A 19,642-nucleotide genomic window follows, 5' to 3' on the forward strand; every position below is an offset into this window, starting at 1 on the left:
CAACCGCCCCGCCCTGTCGGACTGCCCTGTCGGACTGCCCGGTCGGACGGGCCCTGGAAGAAGCGGAACCACCATGTCGAGCGGAACCCCCATGTCGAACGAAGAGAAGCTGGTCGAGTACCTGAAGCGGGTGACCGCCGACCTCCAGCGGGCCCGCAGCCGGGTCGCGGATCTGGAGGCCGGGCGGGAGGAGCCGGTGGCGATCGTCGGGATGGCCTGCCGCTACCCGGGCGCCGCCTCGGCGGCGGAGCTCTGGGAGCTGGTGCTGGCCGAGGGCGACGCGATCACCGACTTCCCGACCGACCGGGGCTGGGACCTGGCCGGGCTGTACGACCCGGACCCGGCCAAGCCCGGCAAGACCTACATCAAGCAGGGCGGGTTCCTGGCCGGGGCCGGCGAGTTCGACGCCGCCTTCTTCGGCATCTCGCCGCGCGAGGCGCTGGCCATGGACCCGCAGCAGCGGGTGCTGCTCGAGACGGCCTGGGAGGCGCTGGAACAGGCCGGGATCGACCCGGCCGCGCTCAAGGGCACCGACACCGGGGTCTTCGCCGGGCTGGTCGAGCAGAGCTACCTCGATCTGGACAGCCCGCCGGAGTTCGAGGGCTACCAGATGACCAGCAAGCTCAGCAGCATGGCGAGCGGCCGGATCTCGTACACCCTCGGCCTGGAGGGCCCGTCGGTCTCGGTGGACACGGCCTGCTCCTCCTCGCTGGTCGCCCTGCACCTGGCCGTCCAGTCGCTGCGCTCGGGCGAGTCCTCGCTGGCGCTGGCCGGGGCCAGTTACGTCTCGGCCCACCCCGGCGGCTACCTGGACGGCGCCCGGCAGCGGGCACTCGCCCCGGACGGCCGGTGCAAGCCCTTCGCGGCGGCGGCGGACGGCATCGGCTGGTCCGAGGGGGTCGGCGTGCTGGTGGTGGAGAAGCTGGCCGACGCGCGGCGCAACGGCCACCGGGTGCTGGCGCTGGTGCGGGGGACGGCGGTCAACCAGGACGGTGCCTCGAACGGCCTGACCGCGCCGAACGGGCCCTCGCAGGAGCGGGTGATCCGCGCGGCGCTGGCCGCCGCCAAGCTCACCACGGCCGATGTGGACGTGGTGGAGGCGCACGGCACCGGCACCCGGCTGGGTGACCCGATCGAGGCCCAGGCGCTGCTGGCCACCTACGGCCAGGGGCGGCCTGCGGGCCGGCCGGTCTGGGTGGGCTCGGTGAAGTCGAACATCGGCCACGCGCAGGCGGCGGCCGGGGTCGGCGGGGTGATCAAGATGATCCAGGCGATGCACCACGGGGTGCTGCCCCGGATGATCAACCTGGACGAGCCCAGCCCGCTGGTCGACTGGTCGGCCGGTGACCTCCGGCTGCTGACCGAGGCCCGTCCCTGGCCCGAGACCGGCGCCCCGCGCCGGGCGGCGGTCTCCGCCTTCGGCGCCAGCGGCACCAACGCCCACGTCATCCTGGAGCAGCCGCCTGCGGAGGAGCTCGAAGAGGCGGTGCCGGGAGGGGAGTTGCTGCCGTTCCTGCTCTCCGGCCGGACGGAGCCGGCGCTCCGGGCCCAGGCCGGGCGGCTCGCGGCCTTCCTCGACCGCACCCCCGGCGCCCGCCCGGCCGATCTGGCGCTGTCGCTCGCCACGACCCGGACGGCGCTGGAGCACCGGGCCGTGCTGACCGCCCGGGACACGGCGGGCCTGCGCGAGCTGCTGGCCGGGCTGGCCGAGGGCGCGCCCGAGGCCGGGGTGGTGCAGGGCCGGGCCGGGGAGGTGGGCCGCACGGTCTTCGTCTTCCCCGGGCAGGGCAGCCAGTGGCCCGCGATGGCCGAACGGCTGCTGGACGAGTCACCGGTGTTCGCGGCGTGGATCGCCGAGTGCGAGCGGGCGTTGAGCCCCTACCTGGACTGGTCGCCGACCGAGGTGCTGCGGCGGCGCGAGGGCGCGCCCTCGATCGAGCGGCTCGACGTCGTCCAGCCGGTGCTGTTCGCCGTGATGGTCGCGCTCGCCGAGCTCTGGCGCGCCCACGGAGTGGAGCCGGCCGCCGTGGTCGGCCACTCGCAGGGCGAGGTGGCCGCCGCCTGCGTGGCCGGCGCGCTCTCGCTGGAGGACGCCGCCCGGGTGGTCACCCAGCGCAGCCGGCTGGCCCTCTCGCTCCAGGGCACGGGCGGGATGGGCGCGGTCGCGCTGCCCCGGGCCGAGGTCGAGCGGCGGCTGGAGCGGTGGGGCGGCGAGCTCTCCGTCGCCGTGGTCAACGGCCCGAGCTCGGTGCTGGTCGCGGGTGACCGCGAGCTGCTCGGGGAGTTCCTCGAGGAGTGCAAGGCGGACGGCGCCCGGATCCGCCGTTTCGACACCGACTTCGCCTCGCACTCCCCCCAAGTGGAGCCCGTCCGGGACGAGCTGCTCGCGGCGCTGGCCCCGATCCGTCCGCAGGCTGGGGCCGTCCCCTTCTTCTCCACCGTCACCTGCGACTGGGTGGCCGGGGACGCGCTCGACCCGGCGTACTGGTACTCCAACCTGCGCCGGCCGGTCGAGTTCGAGCAGGCGATCCGCGCGCTGGCCGAGCAGGGCCACCGGGTCTTCGTGGAGATCAGCCCGCACCCGGTGCTCTCCTCGGCGCTCCAGGAGATCGCCGAGGAGGCCGTGGTCACCGGCACCCTGCGGCGGGAGGAGGGCGGCCTCGACCGCTTCCTCGCCTCGCTCGGCGAGCTGCACGTCCGGGGGGTGGCGATCGACTGGGCCGCGCCTTTCGCCGGGCTGGATGCCCGGCGGACCGAACTGCCCACCTACGCCTTCCAGCACGAGCGGTACTGGTTCGCGCCCGGCTCGGCCACCGTGGACGCCGCCGGGCTCGGCCTCGACCCGACCGGGCACCCGCTGCTCGGTGCCGCCGTACCGCTGGCCGGGTCCGAGGAGCTGCTCTTCACCACCCGGCTCGCCGCCCACACCCACCCCTGGCTGGGGGCTGCCGCCGAGGTCCCGTCCGCGGTACTGGTGGAGCTGGCGCTGCGGGCGGGTGACGAGTGCGGCAGCACCGTCCTGGACGCCCTGACCGTGCACCGCCCGCTGCGCCTGCGGCCGGCCGGCGGCCTGCAGCTCCAGCTCAAGGCCGGTGCCCCGGCCCCGGACGGCCGCCGCGCACTCACCGTCCACGCCCGCCCCGACCAGGGCGAGGGCAGCTGGACCGAACACGCCCGGGGCACCCTCGCGGTCCGCGGCCCCGGCGCCCCCTTCGAGCTGACCGACTGGCCACCCACGGGGGCCGAACCGGTCGAGCCGGCCGACCCCGGGCCCGGGGTGACCGCGTTGTGGCGCCGGGGCGAGGAGCTGTACGCCGAGCTGGAGCTGCCCGAGCAACTCCGGGCGGAGGCAGCCGGGTTCGGGCTGCACCCGGTGCTGCTGGACGCGGCCCTGCGCGCCGTGCAGGCGGCCGCCCCCGTCGACGGTACGCTCCACGCGGGCACGCCCGTCGGGGGTTCGCTCGACGCGGGCTCGCCCATCGACGGTTCGCTCCATTCGGGCTCGCCTGTCGGCAGCTCCCGCTCAGGCGGCTCGGCGCTCGGCGCCGCCCTGGCCTGGGGCCGGACCCGGCTGTACGCCACCGGGGCCACCGCGTTGCGCGCCCGCAGCACCACCGCCCCGGACGGGAGCCGCACGCTCCACCTGGCCGACCGGAGCGGTCGGCCGGTGGCCGCCGTCGACGGACTGCGGCTCCGCACGGGCGGACCCGCGGCGCCGGCCGCCCGCGACGACGTCTTCCAGACCGCCTGGGAGCCGATCGCGCTGGACGCCCCGATCGAGCAGCCCCGGCTGGCCGAGCTCACCTCGGCGGCCGAGCTGGCCTCGCTCGCGGCGGCAGTCCGCGGCGGCGAGCGGCTCGACGCCGTGGTGGTCCGCTACCAGACCGACCCGGGTGCGGAGGTGGTCGAGTCCGCGCACCGAGGCGCCCGGCGCCTCCTGGCGATCCTCCAAGCCTGGCTCGCCGGGGAGGAGTTGGCCGACACCGAGTTGCTTGTCGCCACCCGGGGCGCCGTCGGCGAGAACGTCAACGACCCGGCCGCTGCCACCGTCTGGGGGCTGCTGCGCTCGGCGCAGTCCGAGCAGCCCGGGCGGGTGGTCCTGGTCGACCTCGACCCGGTGGGGGCGGGGCCCGATCAGGAGCGCGCCGCGCTCGCTTCGGTGGTGGGAGCCGGGGAGCCGCAGGTCGTGCTGCGCGGCGGCGGGGCCTTCCGGCCCCGGCTGCGGCGGGCTCCGGCGGTCGGGGCCGGAAGGCCGTCCGGGGAGTGGCGGACGGACGGGACGGTGCTGATCACCGGTGGTACCGGTACGCTCGGCGGGCTGTTCGCCCGGCACCTGGTGGTCGAGCACGGGGTGCGGCATCTGCTGCTCACCAGCCGCCGGGGCGAACGGGCGCCCGGTGCGGCCGAGTTGACGGCCGAACTGGCCGAGTTGGGCGCCGAGGTGACGGTGGCGGCCTGCGACACCGCCGACCGGACGGCGCTGGCCGCGCTGCTCGAGGGCATCCCGGCCGACCGGCCGCTGACCGGGGTGGTGCACGCGGCCGGTGTCTCCGACGACGGGCTGATCGACCGCCTGACGCCGGAGCGGCTGAGCGCGGTGCTGCGCCCCAAGGTGGACGCCGCCTGGCACCTGCACGAGCTGACCCGGCACCTCGACCTCTCCGCCTTCGTGCTGTTCTCCTCACTGGCCGGGGTGATCGGTGGCGCCGGGCAGTCCAACTACGCCGCGGCCAACACCTTCCTGGACGCGCTGGCCGAGCACCGGGCCGGTCTCGGGCTGCCCGCCACCTCGGTCTCCTGGGGTCTGTGGGCACAGACCGGCAGCATGGGCGAGCACCTCGACCAGGCCGACCTGGACCGCATCGCCCGGGCCGGGTACCCGCCGATCGCCTCCGCGCAGGGCCCGGCGATGCTCGACCTGGCCCTCGGCCTGGACCGGGCGCACGCGGTGGCCGCCCCGCTGGACCTCGCGGCGCTGCGCGAGCAGCCCCGCCCGGCCCCGGCGGTACTGGCCGGCCTGGTCCGGCGGCCGGCCAGGCCGACGGCCCGGAACGAGGCGGGCGGCCCGGCCGTCGCCGTGGACCTGGCCGGGCTGACCGAGGCCGAGCAGCACCAGCGGCTGGTCGCGCTGCTGCGGGCCGAGGCGGGCGCGGTGCTCGGCCACCCCGCGCCGGACACCCTGGATCCGGACCAGCCGTTCGGCGAGCTCGGCTTCGATTCGCTGACGGCCGTCGAACTCCGCAACCGGATCGCCCAGTTGACCGGTCTGCGGCTGCCCACCACGCTGGTCTTCGACCACCCCACGCTGAACGGCCTGGCCGAGCACCTGCGGCCCGAACTGGTGGGCTCCGCACCGGTGGTGGAGCAGGGAGCGCCGCTGCCGGACTTCCGGGCCGAGCTCCGGCTGGCCGAGGACATCCGGCCAGCCGCCGAGGTGCTGCGCACCGTCGAGGACCCGGCCGAGGTGCTGCTCACCGGGGCCACCGGCTTCCTCGGGGCCTTCCTGCTCCGTGACCTGCTGCGCACCACCCGGGCCCGGGTGCACTGCCTGGTGCGCGGTGCGGACCGGGCCGAGGCGACGGCCCGGCTCCGGGCGAGCCTGGCCTGGTACCGGCTGGCCGAGGAGGTGGACTTCGGCCGGGTGGAGGTGCTGGTCGGCGACCTCGGCCTGCCCGGACTGGGCCTGGACCCGGCGGAGTTCGACGCGCTCGCCCGGAGCGTGGACGCGGTCTACCACCCGGGGGCGACGGTCAACTGGGTGCAGCCGTACGCGATGCTCAAGCCCGCCAACGTGCTCGGCACCGAGGAGATCCTGCGGCTGGCGGCCCGGCACCGCACGGTGCCGGTGCACCACGTCTCCACCCTCGGCGTCTTCGTCGGCCGGGAGAGCGCCGGCGCCCCGCTTCGGGTGGGCGACCCGACCGGCCCGGGCGAGACGCTGCCGACGGGGTACACCCAGAGCAAGTGGGTGGCCGAGGAGCTCATCGGCCTCGCGCGCGAGCGCGGCCTGCCGGTCTCGGTCTACCGGGTCGACCTGATCGCGGGCGATCAGCGCCACGGCGCCTGCCAGACCAGGGACTTCGTCTGGCTCAGCCTCAAGGGCCTGCTCCAGGCCCGGGCCGTCCCGGCCGGCCTGGCGGTCGACTTCCACCTGACGCCGGTGGACTACGCCAGCGCCGCGATCCTGACCGTCTCCCGCAATCCGGAGGCCGCCGGCGGCACCTTCCACGTCTGCAACAACAGCGGGCTGGGCTTCACCGCGATGGCGGACCGGCTGCGGGCCTTCGGCTACCGGCTGGACGAGCTGGACTGGGACACCTGGCGCGAGCGGGTCCTCGCCGACCCGGAAAACGCGATGGTCCCGCTGTTCGACGCCTTCGAGTACATGGCGGCGAGCCCGGAGACCTTCTACCCGGCGATCGACGACACCGAGACCAGGAAGGCACTGGTCGGCAGCGGGGTCGAGTGCCCGGAGGCGGGGGTCGAACTCTTCGACCGGCACGTCCGGTTCTTCACCGAGGCGGGGTACTTCCCGCCGGCCGGGCCGTCGGAGGGCTGAGCCGAACGGGGGAGGGGCGGCCGCCCCTCCCCCGTCCGCGTCAGGAGGCGTCGGAGGCCTGCACGGGCAGCCGCCCCCGGCCCCAGGCACCGAGCGGACGGAGCGCCAGCTCCAGTGCCAGGCCGTCCTCGGTCAGCGAGTACTCCACCCGCAGCGGAGCCTCGTCGTACGTCTCGCGCAGCACGATCCCGTCCGCCTCCAGCTCGCGCAGCTGCTGGATCAGCACCTTCTCGCTGACGCCGGGGACCTGCCGCCGGAGGTCGCCGAACCGCCGGGCCTGGTCGCGCAGCGCCCAGAGGACCAGCACCTTCCACTTGCCGCTGATGACTTCCATCGCGGAGTCCAGACCACAGTGTGTCGGTCTCGCCCGAACGCTCACAGCTCCACCCCTGCCATCTCGCCGGTCCGGGAAACCGACCGGCCCAGTTACGGTGCGTGCTCCAGCCTAGCCCAGCCCGTTCGTCGACGAGCGATGTTGCGAAAGTGCCCGCCTCACTGCGGCGGAAGACTCGTTCGTGGGAGGACCACCGAGGTGACGACCAGTCCGGCCCCGGCCAGCCAGCGGCCGGGCAGCACGGTGAGCCCCGTCCCGTCCACCTCCGGGCCCGGGACGAGCAGGCGGGCCTCGAAGGTGCCGCGCACCCGGTCCACCGTGATCAGCGCCTGGTCGAACTCCAGCCGACGGTGCGTCAGCGGGTACCAGGCCTTGTAGACCGCCTCCTTGGCGCTGAACAGCAGCCGGTCCCAGGCCACGCCGGGGTACGGGCCGCTCAGCCGGCGGATCCACTCCCGCTCGGCGGGCAGCGAGACCGCCTCGAGTACCCCGTCCTTCAGGGCGCCGTTCGGCTCGGCGTCGATGCCGATCGCGAGCAGGTCCTCGGCCCGGCCGACCGCTGCGGCGCGGTACCCCGCGCAGTGGGTCAGGCTGCCCACCAGCCCGACCGGCCACCGGGGTTCGCCGTGCTCGCCGGTGAGCACCGGCCCGGCCGCCACCCCCAGCTGCGCCATCGCCCGCCGGGCGCAGGCCCGCGTCGTCGCGTACTCGGCCTGCCGCGCGGCCACCGACCGGGCGATCCGGGCGCGTTCGGCGGGGTGCAGGTCCTGGACCGGGCTGTCCGCGGTGCTGCTCGCCGCGGCCACCAGCGCGGGGTCGACGATCCGTTCGATCATGCGCTGCCGGGCCCGGCGTCGGGTAAGCCGTTCGTGGTCACTCCGACACCCTACCGAAGCGCCCGGCGCCCGACGCCGGTCCTCGGCCGACCGGCTCGGCCTTCAGCCTCGGTGGACCGACTCCGGCCGCCGGAGGCCGTCGGCGAGCAGGCGGTGGCGTTCGATCTCGGTCAGGCCGCCCCATACCCCGTACGGCTCGCGAGTGGTGAGGGCGTAGCGCCGGCACTCGACCCGGACGGTGCAGTGCCCGCAGACCGCCTTCGCCGCCGTCTCGCGCTGTTCGAGCCAGGCGGCCCGGTCGGCGGTCCGGCCGCAGGCCCCGTGCAGCTGCTGACGGGCGGGGAAGTCGTCGACCTCGGTCGGGTGAGGGGCGTGTGGGGTGTGTGCCACGGGTGGTCCTCCGCGTCTGGGTAGCCGGCCTGGACCTCGTCTGTCCCGGTTCGTCCGCCCCAAACGGCTCAGTCGGCGCCTCGTCCGGTCGGCAGCTGCGCCGGGCCGCCGCGCTCGCGGTACCGGCCGGCCGGTGATCTGCTGGTGGGCGGGTGCGGCCGTGCGACAGAGGGACGGAGGAGCGGCGATGGGGACGAGGTCGGAAGAAGAGCCTGGCAAGGGGTTCGACGCGTTCACCGATCTGCTCGACTACCCGGTGTACGTGGTGACGGCCGCCGCCGCCGGGGCTCGGGCGGGGTGTCTGGTCGGCTTCGCGAGTCAGTGTTCGATCTCGCCGCCGCGCTTCATGGTCTGGCTCTCCACGGCCAACCGGACGTACCGGGTCGCCCGGGACGCGGACCACCTGGCGGTCCACCTGCTGCCGCCCGACCACGGCCTGGCGGAGCTGTTCGGCGGCCGCACGGGCGAGGAGGTCGACAAGTTCGCGGCGGTCGACTGGGACGCCGGACCCGCCGGTGCGGTGCTGCTCCGGGCCGCGCCGGCCTGGTTCGTCGGTCGGGTGGTGGGGCGGTCGGACGGCGGAGACCACGTCGGTTTCCGGCTCGCGCCGGTGGCGGCGGGGCGTGGGCCGCGGGCCCGGCCGATGTCCTTCCGGGAGGTCCGGGACATCCGGGCCGGCCATCCGGCCTGACCGCGGGCGCCGGTGTCGGCCCCGGCCTGACCGTGGGCGCCGGTCTCAGCTCACGCCCCGGGGGCGGAACTGGATGCTGATCCGGGGGCCGGTGGGGCGGGTGGTCTTGGGGACGGCGTGGTCCCAGGTGCGTTGGCAGGAGCCGCCCATCACGAGCAGGTCGCCGTGGCCCAGGGGGTGGCGGACGGGCGGGTGGCCGCCGGTGCGCGGGCGGAGCAGCAGGGGGCGGGGTGCGCCGACCGAGAGGATGGCGACCATGGTGTCCCGCTGGTTGCCCCGGCCGTGCCGGTCGCCGTGCCAGGCCACGCTGTCCCGGCCGTCGCGGTAGTAGCAGAGGCCGGCGGTGGCGAAGGGCTCGCCGAGCTCCTCGGCGTAGTGCGCGCTGAGCGCGTCCCGGGCCCGGTCGAGCACCAGGTCCGGCAGTTCGGCGCCCTCGCGGTAGTGGGCGAGCAGGCGGGGCACGTCCACCACCCGGTCGTACATCTCCCGCCGCTCGGCCCGCCAGGGCACCTCCTGCAGCAGCCGTTCGAACACCGCGTCGGCCCCGTGCAGCCAGCCGGGCCGCAGGTCGATCCAGGCGCCCTCGCCCAGCACCGTGCGCCGCACCGCCGCCAGCGGCCCGAGCCCGATCTCCTCGGCCGACCCGAACAGGGAGCCTTGCAGCTGGTAGTCCATGGCTCCACCATAGGCCTTGTTCGAATACTAGTTCGAGTCGAATCCCGTCCGGGCATGGCGGAGCCCTCCGGCCGGGGGAGGGCGCGGAGGGCTCCGGGGGAGGGGTGGATCAGGAGATGACGGTCCAGCTCTGGCCGGCGGCCGAGGAGCCGGCCGGGTTGGTCATGCCGGTGGAGCCCGCGCCGGGGCCGGAGACGTCCAGGGTGAGGCCGTTGCCGACGTTGGTGATGGTGAGGGCGCCGGTGGAGGTCTGGGCGACCTTCCACTTCTGCCAGGGGTTGTTGGCGGAGGGGTTGAGCAGGTAGGCCGTGCCGACGCCGCCGCCGGCGGCGAGCACGGTGTGGCTCTGGGCCGAGGTGTAGCAGTTGGAGCTGATCGTCACGGTGCCGTCGGAGTTCGAGCCGAACAGCCACTGCTGGGCGGCGTTGCCGGACTGGTAGGCGTTGATGTCGGAGTTGCCGCCGACGTTGGCGTAGCAGCCGCCCTGGATCTCCAGTGCCTGGCCGCCGGTGCCGCCCGCGCTGATCGCGTGGTACTTGCCGTCGCCGACGATGCTCGGCTGGGCGGGGCCGGTGTTGCCGCCGATGCCGCCGCCCGAGGTGGCGCCGGCGCCGGTGATCCGGAGCAGGGTGGTGCCGTGGGCCGGTATCCAGCTGCCGCCGACGGTGCCGGAGACCGTGCCGGTGGAGCCGGTCCAGACGTCCCGGTAGGAGTACGAGGAGCCGGTCAGGCCGAGCTGGGCGAAGGTCGCGCTGGGCATGGCCCAGTTGTTGGGGTCCTGGTTGACCAGGGCGACGGCGAGGTCACCGTTGGCCAGGGTGCGCTTGAGGATCACCGGGGCGGTCTGCGAGGCCGGGTAGTTCGGCATGGTGCCGACCAGGGTGGCCGGCTTGGCCAGCGAGTCCTGGTCGATGGCGATCACGTCGGGGTTCTTCATGATGGCCAGCGCCGAGGAGGTGATCCCGGTCGACCAGGTGTAGCCGTTCGCGCTGTGCTGGGCGTCGGCGTTGGCCCGCAGGTCGGCGCCGGAGATCAGCGGGGCGGCCATCATCGACAGGATCGACAGCTCGGTGCGCGACTCGTCGTCGGTGAACGGCTTGTTGCCCGGGTAGGTGTCGGTGACGCCCCAGACGCCGTTGATGTCCTGCCAGCCGGCGAACATCATGTCCAGGTCGTTCCAGCTGCCCGGGTGCACGTTGCCCGGGTACTTGAGCGCGGTCTGCAGCTGCCCGTTGTAGAGCACGCCGTCCAGCTGGCTGTTGCGGTCGCCGCCGATCCGGCACAGGTTGGCGACCTGCCCGCACCACACCCCGGTGGGGGAGTAGCCCGGGGCCTGGTGCGCCGGGGTCGGCCCCGCCGCGAGGATCGCCGGGTCGGTGCGGGCCGGGTCGTTGGCGTTCAGCAGGTACGGGATGCCGGTGTGGGCCGGCTGCGCCGACAGGCTGAGCGTCACCTTCGGCTTGCCCTGCGCGTTGGTGGCCGCGTCCAGCGCCCGCTGGAAGGCCTGGGTGCGGGCGTAGATGGACTGGGTGAGCTCCTTGCCCTGCCCCTGCGGGTAGTACGCGTAGCCGTCCGGCCCGTAGATGGTCGGCCCGTACGGACAGTCGTCGTACTTCACGAAGTCGATGCCCCAGTTCACGAAGTCCGTGGCGTCGGTGGCTTCGTGGCCGAGGCTCCCGGGGTGCCCCTGGCAGGTGGTGTACGTGTCGGTGGCGTACAGACCGAACTTCATGCCCTTGCTGTGGGCGTACCAGGCCAGGTACTGGATCCCGTTCAGCGTCTGCCCGTTGACCACCTGGCTCGGGAAGTTGCGCGGGTCCGGGGTGAGGTGGCCGCTGGTGGTGTCGTTGCCGTTGCCGTCCGTGCCGGAGACCGGGTTGCCGTTGTTGTCGTACAGCTGCATCGCGCCGTCGGAGGTCTTGGCGAAGTCCGCGGTCTGGCCGTCGCGGTGGCGGTTCGACCAGCCGTCGTCGATGGTCACGGTGTTGTAGCCGGCCTGCACCAGGCCGTTGGCCGACATGAAGTCGATGGTCTGCTTGACCTGCTGCTGGTTCACCTGGGTGCCCAGGCTGTTCCAGGAGTTCCAACCCATCGGCGGGGTCAGCGCATTGCCGTTGCCGAGGGCAACGGCGGGGGCGGCCGTGCCGAGGCTGAGCGCCCCGAGGCCGGAGGCGGCGAGCGCCAGGGTGGCGAGGGCGCCGGTGAGGCGTCTGCGGACAGGGATGTGCATGGCGGCTCCAACGTGGGGGCCTGGTGGGGCACGCTGCGGCTCGTGCGGCACCAGGGTGGTGGGGGGTGGTGCCATACGATATTGCACACATCAGAAGTGAACAAGAGTGAACAGAAGCGATCGTCAGGTGATCCCCGGGTGACGCCGCTCCGGCAGACGCGTGAACCCCGCCCATGAACGCGAAAAGCCGGGTGCACCACTCCTGCGGGAGCGGCACACCCGGCGTTCGGCAGCTCGGTCAGGCGAGCCTGCGCGTGGCCTCCTCGATGGCCCACTTCATCAGATCGGCGCTCACCGTCTCATCGATCAGCCGGATGAAGAGCTCGTCCGACCCCTCGTGGCGAAATACCTCGAGGATCTCGACGATCGCGCCCTGGTCGTTCCTGGTGCGGAACTCGACAATGAGCTCGTCGGAGTCGATCGGCGAGAAGTTTGAAACCTGAACCTCATGTCCGAAGTGTCGTACGGCAGTCACTGAGCAGCTCCTAGTCGAGGAATCCCATGAATATGACCTTTCCATCGGTGACCCAGTACCGGATCCCCCGGCCGTCGGTGCTTCGGATGTCGAGCAGGTTGCTCTTGTACTTTCGGGAGTAGTAGTGCTCGACGGTGTCGACGTTGTCGAGGATGGCATCCTGCACCTGCCGTCCCAGGGCGTTCCACGCCGTCGGATTGCGCTTCCCCTCGGGAACCGGCCACCGGCCCTCGACATAGGATTCGCGGCCCGGCCCGGAGTGCTTCTCAAGAGCACGTCCAGCCCGCTCGTACTCCTTCCGCTTGTCCTTCGGGTCGATAGTGGTACCGGACTCCCGCGCCTCCGAGACGAGGTCGTCGTACTTGTCGCAGTTGTGTACCAGGACCGGCGTGGCTCCGGCCAGCACATAGTAGGTGTGGAGCTGGGCGACCGTCAGGTTGAAGGCGGTCTGCGGCGTGGTCTGATAGCGCTGCACGGTGGTCACCGTGGCAAGGCTGCCGTCCGGCTGGCGGAGGGTGTCACCGGGGTTGAGATCGGTGGCGTCCGTCCAGCGGTTGGTGGTGACGTCCCAGTACGGGTGGTGGGCCGTCGAGGTGACGGTCGTCCCGTGGGCCGGATCACCGGCCGGGGTGACGGTCAGTTCGGTGAAGGTGGTGTCGTCGTGGCCGACGATGGTGGCCTGCACCGGCTCGGCCTTGGTGGTGCCGGTCTGCGGGTCGGTGGCGAGGACGACGTCACCGATGTTCAGGGCGTTGATGGCCTTGAAGGTGCCGTCCGCGAGCTGGACCAGGGTGCCGGCGGGGAAGCTGTTGCAGGTTTCGCCGCTTGAATTGGAGCTTGGTTCCTCCGCGTGCGAGGGTTCCGAGTTCGGGGTGTCCGATTTCGTTTCCGGTGTCGGGCCCTCTTCAGCCTTGGTAGCTGCGGCCTCCGCTTCCGCTGCCTCCTTCTCGGTCTTGCGGGCCTCGACCAGGCCCTTCTCCGCTTCGACGGCGATCTTTTCGGCGTCGTGGATGGCGGTGTAGGCCTTGTCGGCTTCCTTCCAGAGCTTGACGGCCTTGATGCCGACCTTGACGGCCTTGAAGACCTTGCCCCACGGGACGAAGTTGAGGGCTGTGTTGATGCAGCCCATCACGTCGCCCTTGGTGAAGCAGTCGCGGGCGTCGTTGAACCCGATCAGGTCGCCGACGACGTCGATGACCTTCTTGATCAGTTCTTCGCGGGCCTGCTTGGCCTTGGCGAGGGCCTCCTCGGCGGCCTGCTGCTGGCGCAGGGCCGCTGCTGCAGCGGCTGCTGCAGCAGCCTTGTTGTCGCTCGCGGCGGAGGTGCCGGTCGAGCTGGAGGAGCCGTCGCTGCCGCTCGGGGCGGTGGTCCCGCCGGTGACGACCGGGTCGTGCGGGCCGCGGCAGTAGCCGTCGTCGGTGACGATGCAGGTGCCGGACGGGTCGGAGTGGTCGATCGGGTTGTTGTTGGCGTACGCGTAGCCGTTCCACTGCTGCGGGTCGCCGGCGATGAACAGCGGGTCGGTGGCCAGGAAACGGCCGGAGGACGGGTCGTACTCGCGGGCGCCGAGGTTGGTCAGGCCGGTGGAGTCGTCCTGGGTGCCGCCGACGAAGCCCTTGTCGCCGACCCAGGTGCCCGCCGCGGGCTGGGTGCCGCGGGGGTTGCCGAACGGGTCGGTGGGCCGGCGGGTCTGGGCCAGGGTGGCGGCGTCGAACTGGATGCCGTTGGTGCCGTGGGGGTCCGAGGCCTGGTAGGCCAGGGTCGACGGGGCGGTACCAGCCGTGGTGGTGACGGTGGTGCGGGCGATGGTGAGGCCGCCCGGTGCGCTGTAGTAGCGGTTGTCGGTCATCGCACCGGAGCTGGTGTCGAGGGTGACCTCGTCCGCGCCCAGGTTGAGGGTGACCTTGCCGGGGTCGCGGCGGAGCAGCTGGTTGCCGTCCGCGTCGTAGACGTACGAAGTGCCGACCTGTGCCCCGGTGTTCTGGACGGTGGCGGTCTTGCCCTGGCCGTCCCAGGTCAGGTTCTTGGTGCCGGTCGGGTTGGTGAGGCTGGTGGTGTTGCCGGCCGCGTCGTAGGTGAAGGTGGACTGGGTGGTGGTGCCGCCGGTGATCACCGAGGAGGTGAGCAGGGCGTGCGGGCCACCGGTGCCGCCACCGGTCTTCGGGTCGGTGGACTTGGTGTTGGCCGTGGTGCCGAAGGTCTGGTTGACCGTCCGGTCCTTGGAGGTGACGCCGGTCGGGTCGTGCTGGACGAGCTGGGTGCGGTTGCCGGTCTTGTCGTAGGCGTAGGACTGCCAGTACGGGGACGGGCCGCCGATCCGGCTGCTCGCCGTGGCCGTGGTCGGCTCGACCGGGTTGGTGCAGGCGCCGATGCCCGAGACCGAGGGAGCGGGCTGCGTGGTCGCGCCGCCCTGGTCGGTCCAGGCGGCGGTGAGCCGGCCCAGGTAGTCGTAGGTGAAGCACTGCTGGTCGGCGGTGGCGCCGTCCTGCACGTCGCGCACCGAGGTCATCGACCCGGCCTGGTTGAACGTGTAGGTGGTGGCGTCCACGCTCGCGGTCGCGGCGGTCTGCTTGTCCAGGGTGGACTGCACGACGCGCCCGGTGCCCGGGTCGTAGACCTGGGTGGAGACGACCTGGGTGCCGTAGGGGCCGATCGTGGTACGGGTCGGCTTGCCGAAGGCGTCGTACTGGATGTCGGAGATGAGGTGCGACTGCCCACTGGTGGTCAGCAGGTTGCCGTCCACGTCGTAGGACTTGGTGACCCGCTCACCCGGCACGGCGCCGGTGGTCCCGATGGTGGTGCGCAGCGGCAGCCCGAGGACGGCCGAGTAGGTCTGCGTGGTGGTGTAGGTGCCGGCCAGGCCGTTCTCGACGGACGGGATGGTGACGGAGGCACCGGTCGGGCGGTAGCCGTTGTCGTAGCCGGTGACGGCGGTGGTGTACGCGGAGCCCTTGGAGTAGCTGGTCGAGGAGGTCGGCTTGCCCTTGGCCAGGGTGTCGTACGTCCAGGAGGCGTTCAGCTTGGAGCTGTCCGTGTTCGAGGTGCCGTCGTACTGCCCGGTCTTGCGGCCCAGCAGGTCGTAGCTGAAGCTGGTCGACACGCCGCGGCCATCGGTCGCGGTGACCAGGCGTCCGTTGCTGTCGTACGTGCGGTAGGACGTCCCGGCGTCCGGGTCGGTGCTGGAGGTCTGCTCGCCCAGCAGGTCGTAGCTGTAGGTCCAGGTGTTGCCGCTGGAGTCCTTGCGCCAGCTCGGCGCACCCGCGGGGGTGTAGCCGAACGTGGTCTCGTCGTATGGGCCGGTGGGCGTGTTCGACTTGTACTGCCGCAGTGCCGTGGTGGCGCCGGTGGCGTCGGTGATGGTGCTGGTGGCGTACCCGCCGGCCGGCGGGGTGACGTCGGTGCGGTCGGCGCCGACGTAGGTGGTGGTGGTCCGCCACTGCTCCTGACCGTAGGAGATCGTCTTGGCGGCCGTCACCCGGCCCATGCCGTCGAACTCGTTCCAGGTCTGCGCGGGCACCTTGGCGTCCTGCGGCGCGTAGACCGTGCCGACCGGGCCGGAGTCGCTGTTGTAGTAGGCCGAGCTGGCCTTGATCTGCCAGCCGTGCGAGTCGAAGTTGGCGTCGGTGATCAGGCGCCCGATGGTGCCGTAGACCGGCACCGACTGGGTCTGCCGCACCCGGCCCAGACCGTCGTAGATCTGGATGCTGGTGGTGTAGGACCCGTTCTCGCGGATCGCGTGGCTGGTCACCGTCGAGGGGGAGGCGGTGCCGTTCAGCGCGTACTCGAAGGTGCGGTTCGCGGTCTGGGTGGCACTGTCGCGGCCCGGCAGCCAGACCGAGGTCAGGCGGCCGAGGGCGTCGTAGGCCTCGTCGGTGAGGTAGCCGTTCTCGTCCACCGCGCGGGTGGGCACGGCGCGGCCCGGGTCCAGCGTGGTGGTGGTCTTCCAGCCCAGCGGGTTGATGACGTCCACCTGGCGGGGCAGCTCACCCGTGGTCGGGGTGTAGACCGTGTTGGTCGTGGTGCCCTGCTGGTGGGTGGTCTGGTCGGTGTTGTTGGGGTTGGTGGTGGAGAGCTGACGTCCGTAGACGTCGAAGGTGGCCTTGGCGGTGGACCGGTAGACCGGGTTGCCGCTGCCGTCGTAGCTCGCCAGCACCCGGGTCTCGGTCTGCTCGGCCAACTGGCCGATGGTGCCGACCTGCTGGCCGTCGTAGACGGTCTGCATGTCCTGCAGGGTGTTCGCCGCGGTCGGCGTCTGGCCGCAGGCGCCGGAGAGGGTGAGCACCCGGGAGGGGTACTCGCTCAGCTGGGCGTTGGCCCCCGAGGCGTAGGTGGTGCTGGAGCAGACCTCCTGCTCCGGGTGGGCCAGGTCGCCCTTGACGTCCGAGGTGAGCACCCGGCCGGCGTGCGCCGAGTCGTAGGTGGCGTCGCGCTCGGTGGTCCGCCAGGTGCCGTCGGAGAGCAGCGAACGGTCCTTCACCTGGGCGGTGTTGACGGACTTCGCGGTCACCTTGGGCAAGGTGGTGGGGTTCTGGGTGTGGGTGGCGGTCACCGGACCGACCCACGGGGTGGAGAGCTCGCCGCCGACCACGGTGCCGCCGGCGGCGGTGTAGCTCTGGGTCTCCCGGACGAAGCCCGCGTACTCGGGCGCGTCGGTGATCGAGCCGCCCCAGCTGTCGGGGACGGAGACCGAGCGGGTGGAGCCGCTCGCGAGCACGTCGCCGTCCATGCCGCGCAGGAAGGTGGAGACGGCCTGCGTCTTGGCGCCGTCGCCGCCGTTGCCGGTGGTGGTGGTGACGGTCTGGTAGCCGCGGAACTGGTCCCAGGTACGGGACTTGTCGTCGGCGAACTCCGAGTCGTTGCGGTGCCAGGCGGCGCCGCCGCCGTACGCGTAGTCGGTCACCTTGGCCACGGCGCCGGTGGTGCTGTCCTGCTCGGTGACCTCCTGGACCAGGATCTTCTGGAACCAGTCGTTGACCGGCGTGGTGGAGCCGGGGGTGGCCCAGATGACCGGCATGCAGGCCATCGTGTTGGAGTCGGCCGAGGCCGGCATGGTGTTCTTCAGCCGCGAGCACTCGACCGGCTTGTAGGTCACGTTGATCTTGCCACCGGTCTCGGTGGTGATCTGCTGCATGCGCGGGCGGTTGAACTGCGGCGCGGCCGGCACCAGGCCGTCGACCCGGTTGGCGATCTCCCACGGGGTGAAGGAGACGGCCGGCAGGCTGATCGGCGTCTTGCCGTTGGAGCCGGTGCGCTGGATCGAGGAGAGCCAGAGGGTCGGCTGGGTGCCGTCGCCCGGGTCCGGGAAGGTCTGGGTCAGCGCGTAGCTGTCCACCGGCCGGTACGCGCCGGAGACCAGCACGTTGGTGGCGATCGTGGTCAGCCGCTTGGTGGTCCAGAAGGTCGGCCCGTAGACCGAGCAGCTGCCCGAGGAGGCGCAGTTCTGGTCCAGCGGGGAGTCCGGCCAGTACTGCTGGTTGGCCGTGGTGCGCTGGGACGGGTCGCAGGTGATGCTGCCCGAGGGCAGGCAGCGCTCGGCGGTGGTGAAGCTGACCTGGACGGCCGGCTTCGCGGCGCCCTTGGCGGCGATCTGGTCGGCGAGCCGCTGGCCGTAGCCGATCTGGGTCGGGTACGAGGCGCGGGTGTACCCGGTGAGGGTGCCGGTGCCGTTGTTCTGGCCGCCGCCGCGCGAGTAGTAGTTGCCCTCCTGCGCGTACGTGTAGGTGATCAGGTTGCCGTGCAGGTCGACGACGTAGTCCAGGTTCCACTGCCAGGCCATCTGGCACCAGGAGGCCTGGCCGGTCGAGGAGCTGTAGCAGGGGTCGCCGCTGTTGGGCGAGTACACCGGCACGGTGTTCACCGAGTTGGCGGCCGGGTCGGTGCCGTCGCCGCCGGGGAGGTGGTTGGCGCCGAAGTAGTAGACGGTGCCGTCGGTGGTGGTGACCTTGAAGCCCTCACCGTGCCAGGCGCCGTTGTTGAGGCCGGTCAGCGGCTCGACCAGGGTGCCGTCCTCGCCCTGGAGGTGCAGCGAGCCGTTGCTGTCATCGCGCACCAGCTGGCCCGAGTGGCCGGCCAGGTTGAGCGAGAGGGACTGGCCCGCCCAGCACTCGTCACCGGAGTTGGTGATGCCGTCGCTGATGCAGGGCTTGTAGTTCCGCGAGACCGAGCCGGTCTGGTAGTCCCAGCCCTCGCCGATCCAGGAGGACTGCGAGTTGGTGGAGGCCGTCCGGCCGTCCACCGAGGAGGAGTCGTAGCCGAGCGAGAGGCTCGGGGCCGCGCCGCCCAGCGAGGTGGGGGCGTCCAGCGTGTAGCTGTAGGTGAAGTTGCCGGCGTTCGAGCCGGCGCTCCAGGCCGCCGAGGGGGAGATCGGCGAGGCCGCGAAGCTGCCGCTGCTGCCGGAGGGCGCGGCCGTGGCGGCCAGCACCATCGCGGGGGCCGCGGCCGAACCGGCCGGGGAGGCCATCGACTTGACGGTGCCGCCGGTCTGCTGGGTCGGCAGGGTGACCTCGGCCTTGACCTGGCCGGTCCGTGCGTCCACGGAGGAGGCGACCGGGGTCTGCTTCTGGCAGGCGGCCAGCTGAGGCGTGGTCAGCGCACAGGCCGGCAGCTCGACCAGGCGGGCCCGGTCGGCCCAACCGGCGTTGCCGGTCAGTGCCTTCATGTCCAGGGTGACCTGCACCGGGCCGGTCGCGGCGGTGGTGGCATCGGCGCTGCCGAGGGTGAGCACCGGGCCCGGGGCGCCGGCCGCCTTGGCCTTGGCCTGGTCCACCAGCTCGACCTTGACTGAGGGGGCGGGGGCCTCGGCGGTGGCTGCCGCCGACTTGGCAACGGCCGGGTGGCCGTCCGAGGCGTCCGCCAGCCAGACCGGGAGCTGCCCGGCCTGCACCTGGGCGGAGCCGGCGGAGGACGGGGAGGCCCCGCCGGTCATCGCCCGGGCGGCCAGCTGCTCGGCGGAGGTCTTCGGGAGGGAGATCGTGGCCGAACCAGCCTGTGGCAGAGCGGCCTTGGCGGGCTGCCAGTTCTTCGGCACCGGGCCGGTCGGGCCCTTGGTGCCGGGCTTGGGCGCGTTCGCGCCGGGCACCGACTGGGTCTTGGGCAGCGGGGTCTTCGGCGGGACCCACACCTTGGGGTGCGGCTGGTGGGCCGCGAAGGCCTCGGCCGAAGGGGCGGTCAGCAGCGAGACGGTGACGGCCAGTACGGCGGCCGCGCTGGTCAGTCTGCGCCCGTCTCCGGGCTTGGGCCACAGTGGTATTTGCCTACGCAAACCACTCATCTGGGGAGCTCCTGGATCATTTTCGGACATAAAAAATGACGCCGTGTCAAATATGACAGGGCGTCACAGACCCACGCATTGGTGTCGGGCCACCACAGACCCTAGGGGGCGTGGATCACAAGATCCATGCCGGAGTGGGGATTTGGTGAGCTCTTTACTAAAAAAGATCGTGAGAAATCGGT

The 19,642-nt window shown here is 72.5% G+C and carries 8 protein-coding genes and 2 pseudogenes; 3 read left to right on the top strand and 7 right to left on the bottom strand.

Going from position 1 to position 19,642, the window contains the following annotated elements; genetic code table 11:
* Positions 1–130 precede the first annotated feature (130 nt).
* Together CFP65_RS29085 and CFP65_RS42625 are read left to right on the top strand one after the other, a co-directional pair.
* Positions 131–5,380: pseudogene (locus CFP65_RS29085) on the top strand (type I polyketide synthase); the annotation flags it as partial.
* Between the two features lie 144 nt (positions 5,381–5,524).
* Positions 5,525–6,559, top strand: a pseudogene (locus CFP65_RS42625) (thioester reductase domain-containing protein); the annotation flags it as partial.
* 40 nt (positions 6,560–6,599) lie between these two features.
* Here CFP65_RS42625 and CFP65_RS29090 read toward each other — a convergent pair.
* From CFP65_RS29090 to CFP65_RS29100, 3 genes are all read right to left on the bottom strand, one after another.
* Positions 6,600–6,893, bottom strand: a complete 294-nt coding sequence (locus CFP65_RS29090) for a helix-turn-helix domain-containing protein (protein ID WP_104818970.1) — start codon at positions 6,891–6,893, stop codon at positions 6,600–6,602.
* Between the two features lie 158 nt (positions 6,894–7,051).
* Positions 7,052–7,729: a 4'-phosphopantetheinyl transferase gene (locus tag CFP65_RS29095; protein ID WP_104818971.1), complete on the bottom strand. Its 678-nt coding sequence runs from the start codon at positions 7,727–7,729 to the stop codon at positions 7,052–7,054.
* 102 nt (positions 7,730–7,831) lie between these two features.
* On the bottom strand, positions 7,832–8,119 hold the full coding sequence (locus CFP65_RS29100) for a WhiB family transcriptional regulator (RefSeq protein ID WP_104818972.1): 288 nt from the start codon (positions 8,117–8,119) through the stop codon (positions 7,832–7,834).
* Positions 8,120–8,306: 187 nt separating this feature from the next.
* On the opposite strand from CFP65_RS29100, the gene CFP65_RS29105 reads away from it, so the two are divergent.
* Positions 8,307–8,810, top strand: coding sequence for a flavin reductase family protein (locus CFP65_RS29105; protein WP_104818973.1), 504 nt, complete (start codon positions 8,307–8,309; stop codon positions 8,808–8,810).
* A 45-nt stretch (positions 8,811–8,855) separates the two neighbouring features.
* On the opposite strand, the gene CFP65_RS29110 is transcribed toward CFP65_RS29105, so the two are convergent.
* From CFP65_RS29110 to CFP65_RS29125, 4 genes are all read right to left on the bottom strand, one after another.
* A complete protein-coding gene (locus tag CFP65_RS29110) occupies positions 8,856–9,485 on the bottom strand; it encodes an alpha-ketoglutarate-dependent dioxygenase AlkB (protein WP_104818974.1) in 630 nt (209 codons plus the stop codon).
* 109 nt (positions 9,486–9,594) lie between these two features.
* On the bottom strand, positions 9,595–11,715 hold the full coding sequence (locus CFP65_RS29115) for an alpha-galactosidase (protein ID WP_158702409.1): 2,121 nt from the start codon (positions 11,713–11,715) through the stop codon (positions 9,595–9,597).
* A 238-nt stretch (positions 11,716–11,953) separates the two neighbouring features.
* On the bottom strand, positions 11,954–12,190 hold the full coding sequence (locus CFP65_RS29120) for a hypothetical protein (protein WP_104818976.1): 237 nt from the start codon (positions 12,188–12,190) through the stop codon (positions 11,954–11,956).
* 10 nt (positions 12,191–12,200) lie between these two features.
* Positions 12,201–19,460 carry an RHS repeat-associated core domain-containing protein gene (locus tag CFP65_RS29125; protein ID WP_254553292.1) on the bottom strand — a complete coding sequence of 2,420 codons (7,260 nt, stop codon included), beginning with the start codon at positions 19,458–19,460 and terminating at the stop codon, positions 12,201–12,203.
* Between the last annotated feature and the right edge of the window lie 182 nt (positions 19,461–19,642).

It is taken from the genome of Kitasatospora sp. MMS16-BH015 (assembly GCF_002943525.1).
GTDB lineage: Bacteria > Actinomycetota > Actinomycetes > Streptomycetales > Streptomycetaceae > Kitasatospora.

Coding starts and splice junctions, on each gene's coding strand:
- CFP65_RS29125 (WP_254553292.1), bottom strand. CDS start 19,460: ATGAGTGGTTTGCGTAGGCAAATACCACTGTGGCCCAAGCCCGGAGAC.
- CFP65_RS29090 (WP_104818970.1), bottom strand. CDS start 6,893: ATGGAAGTCATCAGCGGCAAGTGGAAGGTGCTGGTCCTCTGGGCGCTG.
- CFP65_RS29095 (WP_104818971.1), bottom strand. CDS start 7,729: ATGATCGAACGGATCGTCGACCCCGCGCTGGTGGCCGCGGCGAGCAGC.
- CFP65_RS29115 (WP_158702409.1), bottom strand. CDS start 11,715: ATGCACATCCCTGTCCGCAGACGCCTCACCGGCGCCCTCGCCACCCTG.
- CFP65_RS29110 (WP_104818974.1), bottom strand. CDS start 9,485: ATGGACTACCAGCTGCAAGGCTCCCTGTTCGGGTCGGCCGAGGAGATC.
- CFP65_RS29105 (WP_104818973.1), top strand. CDS start 8,307: ATGGGGACGAGGTCGGAAGAAGAGCCTGGCAAGGGGTTCGACGCGTTC.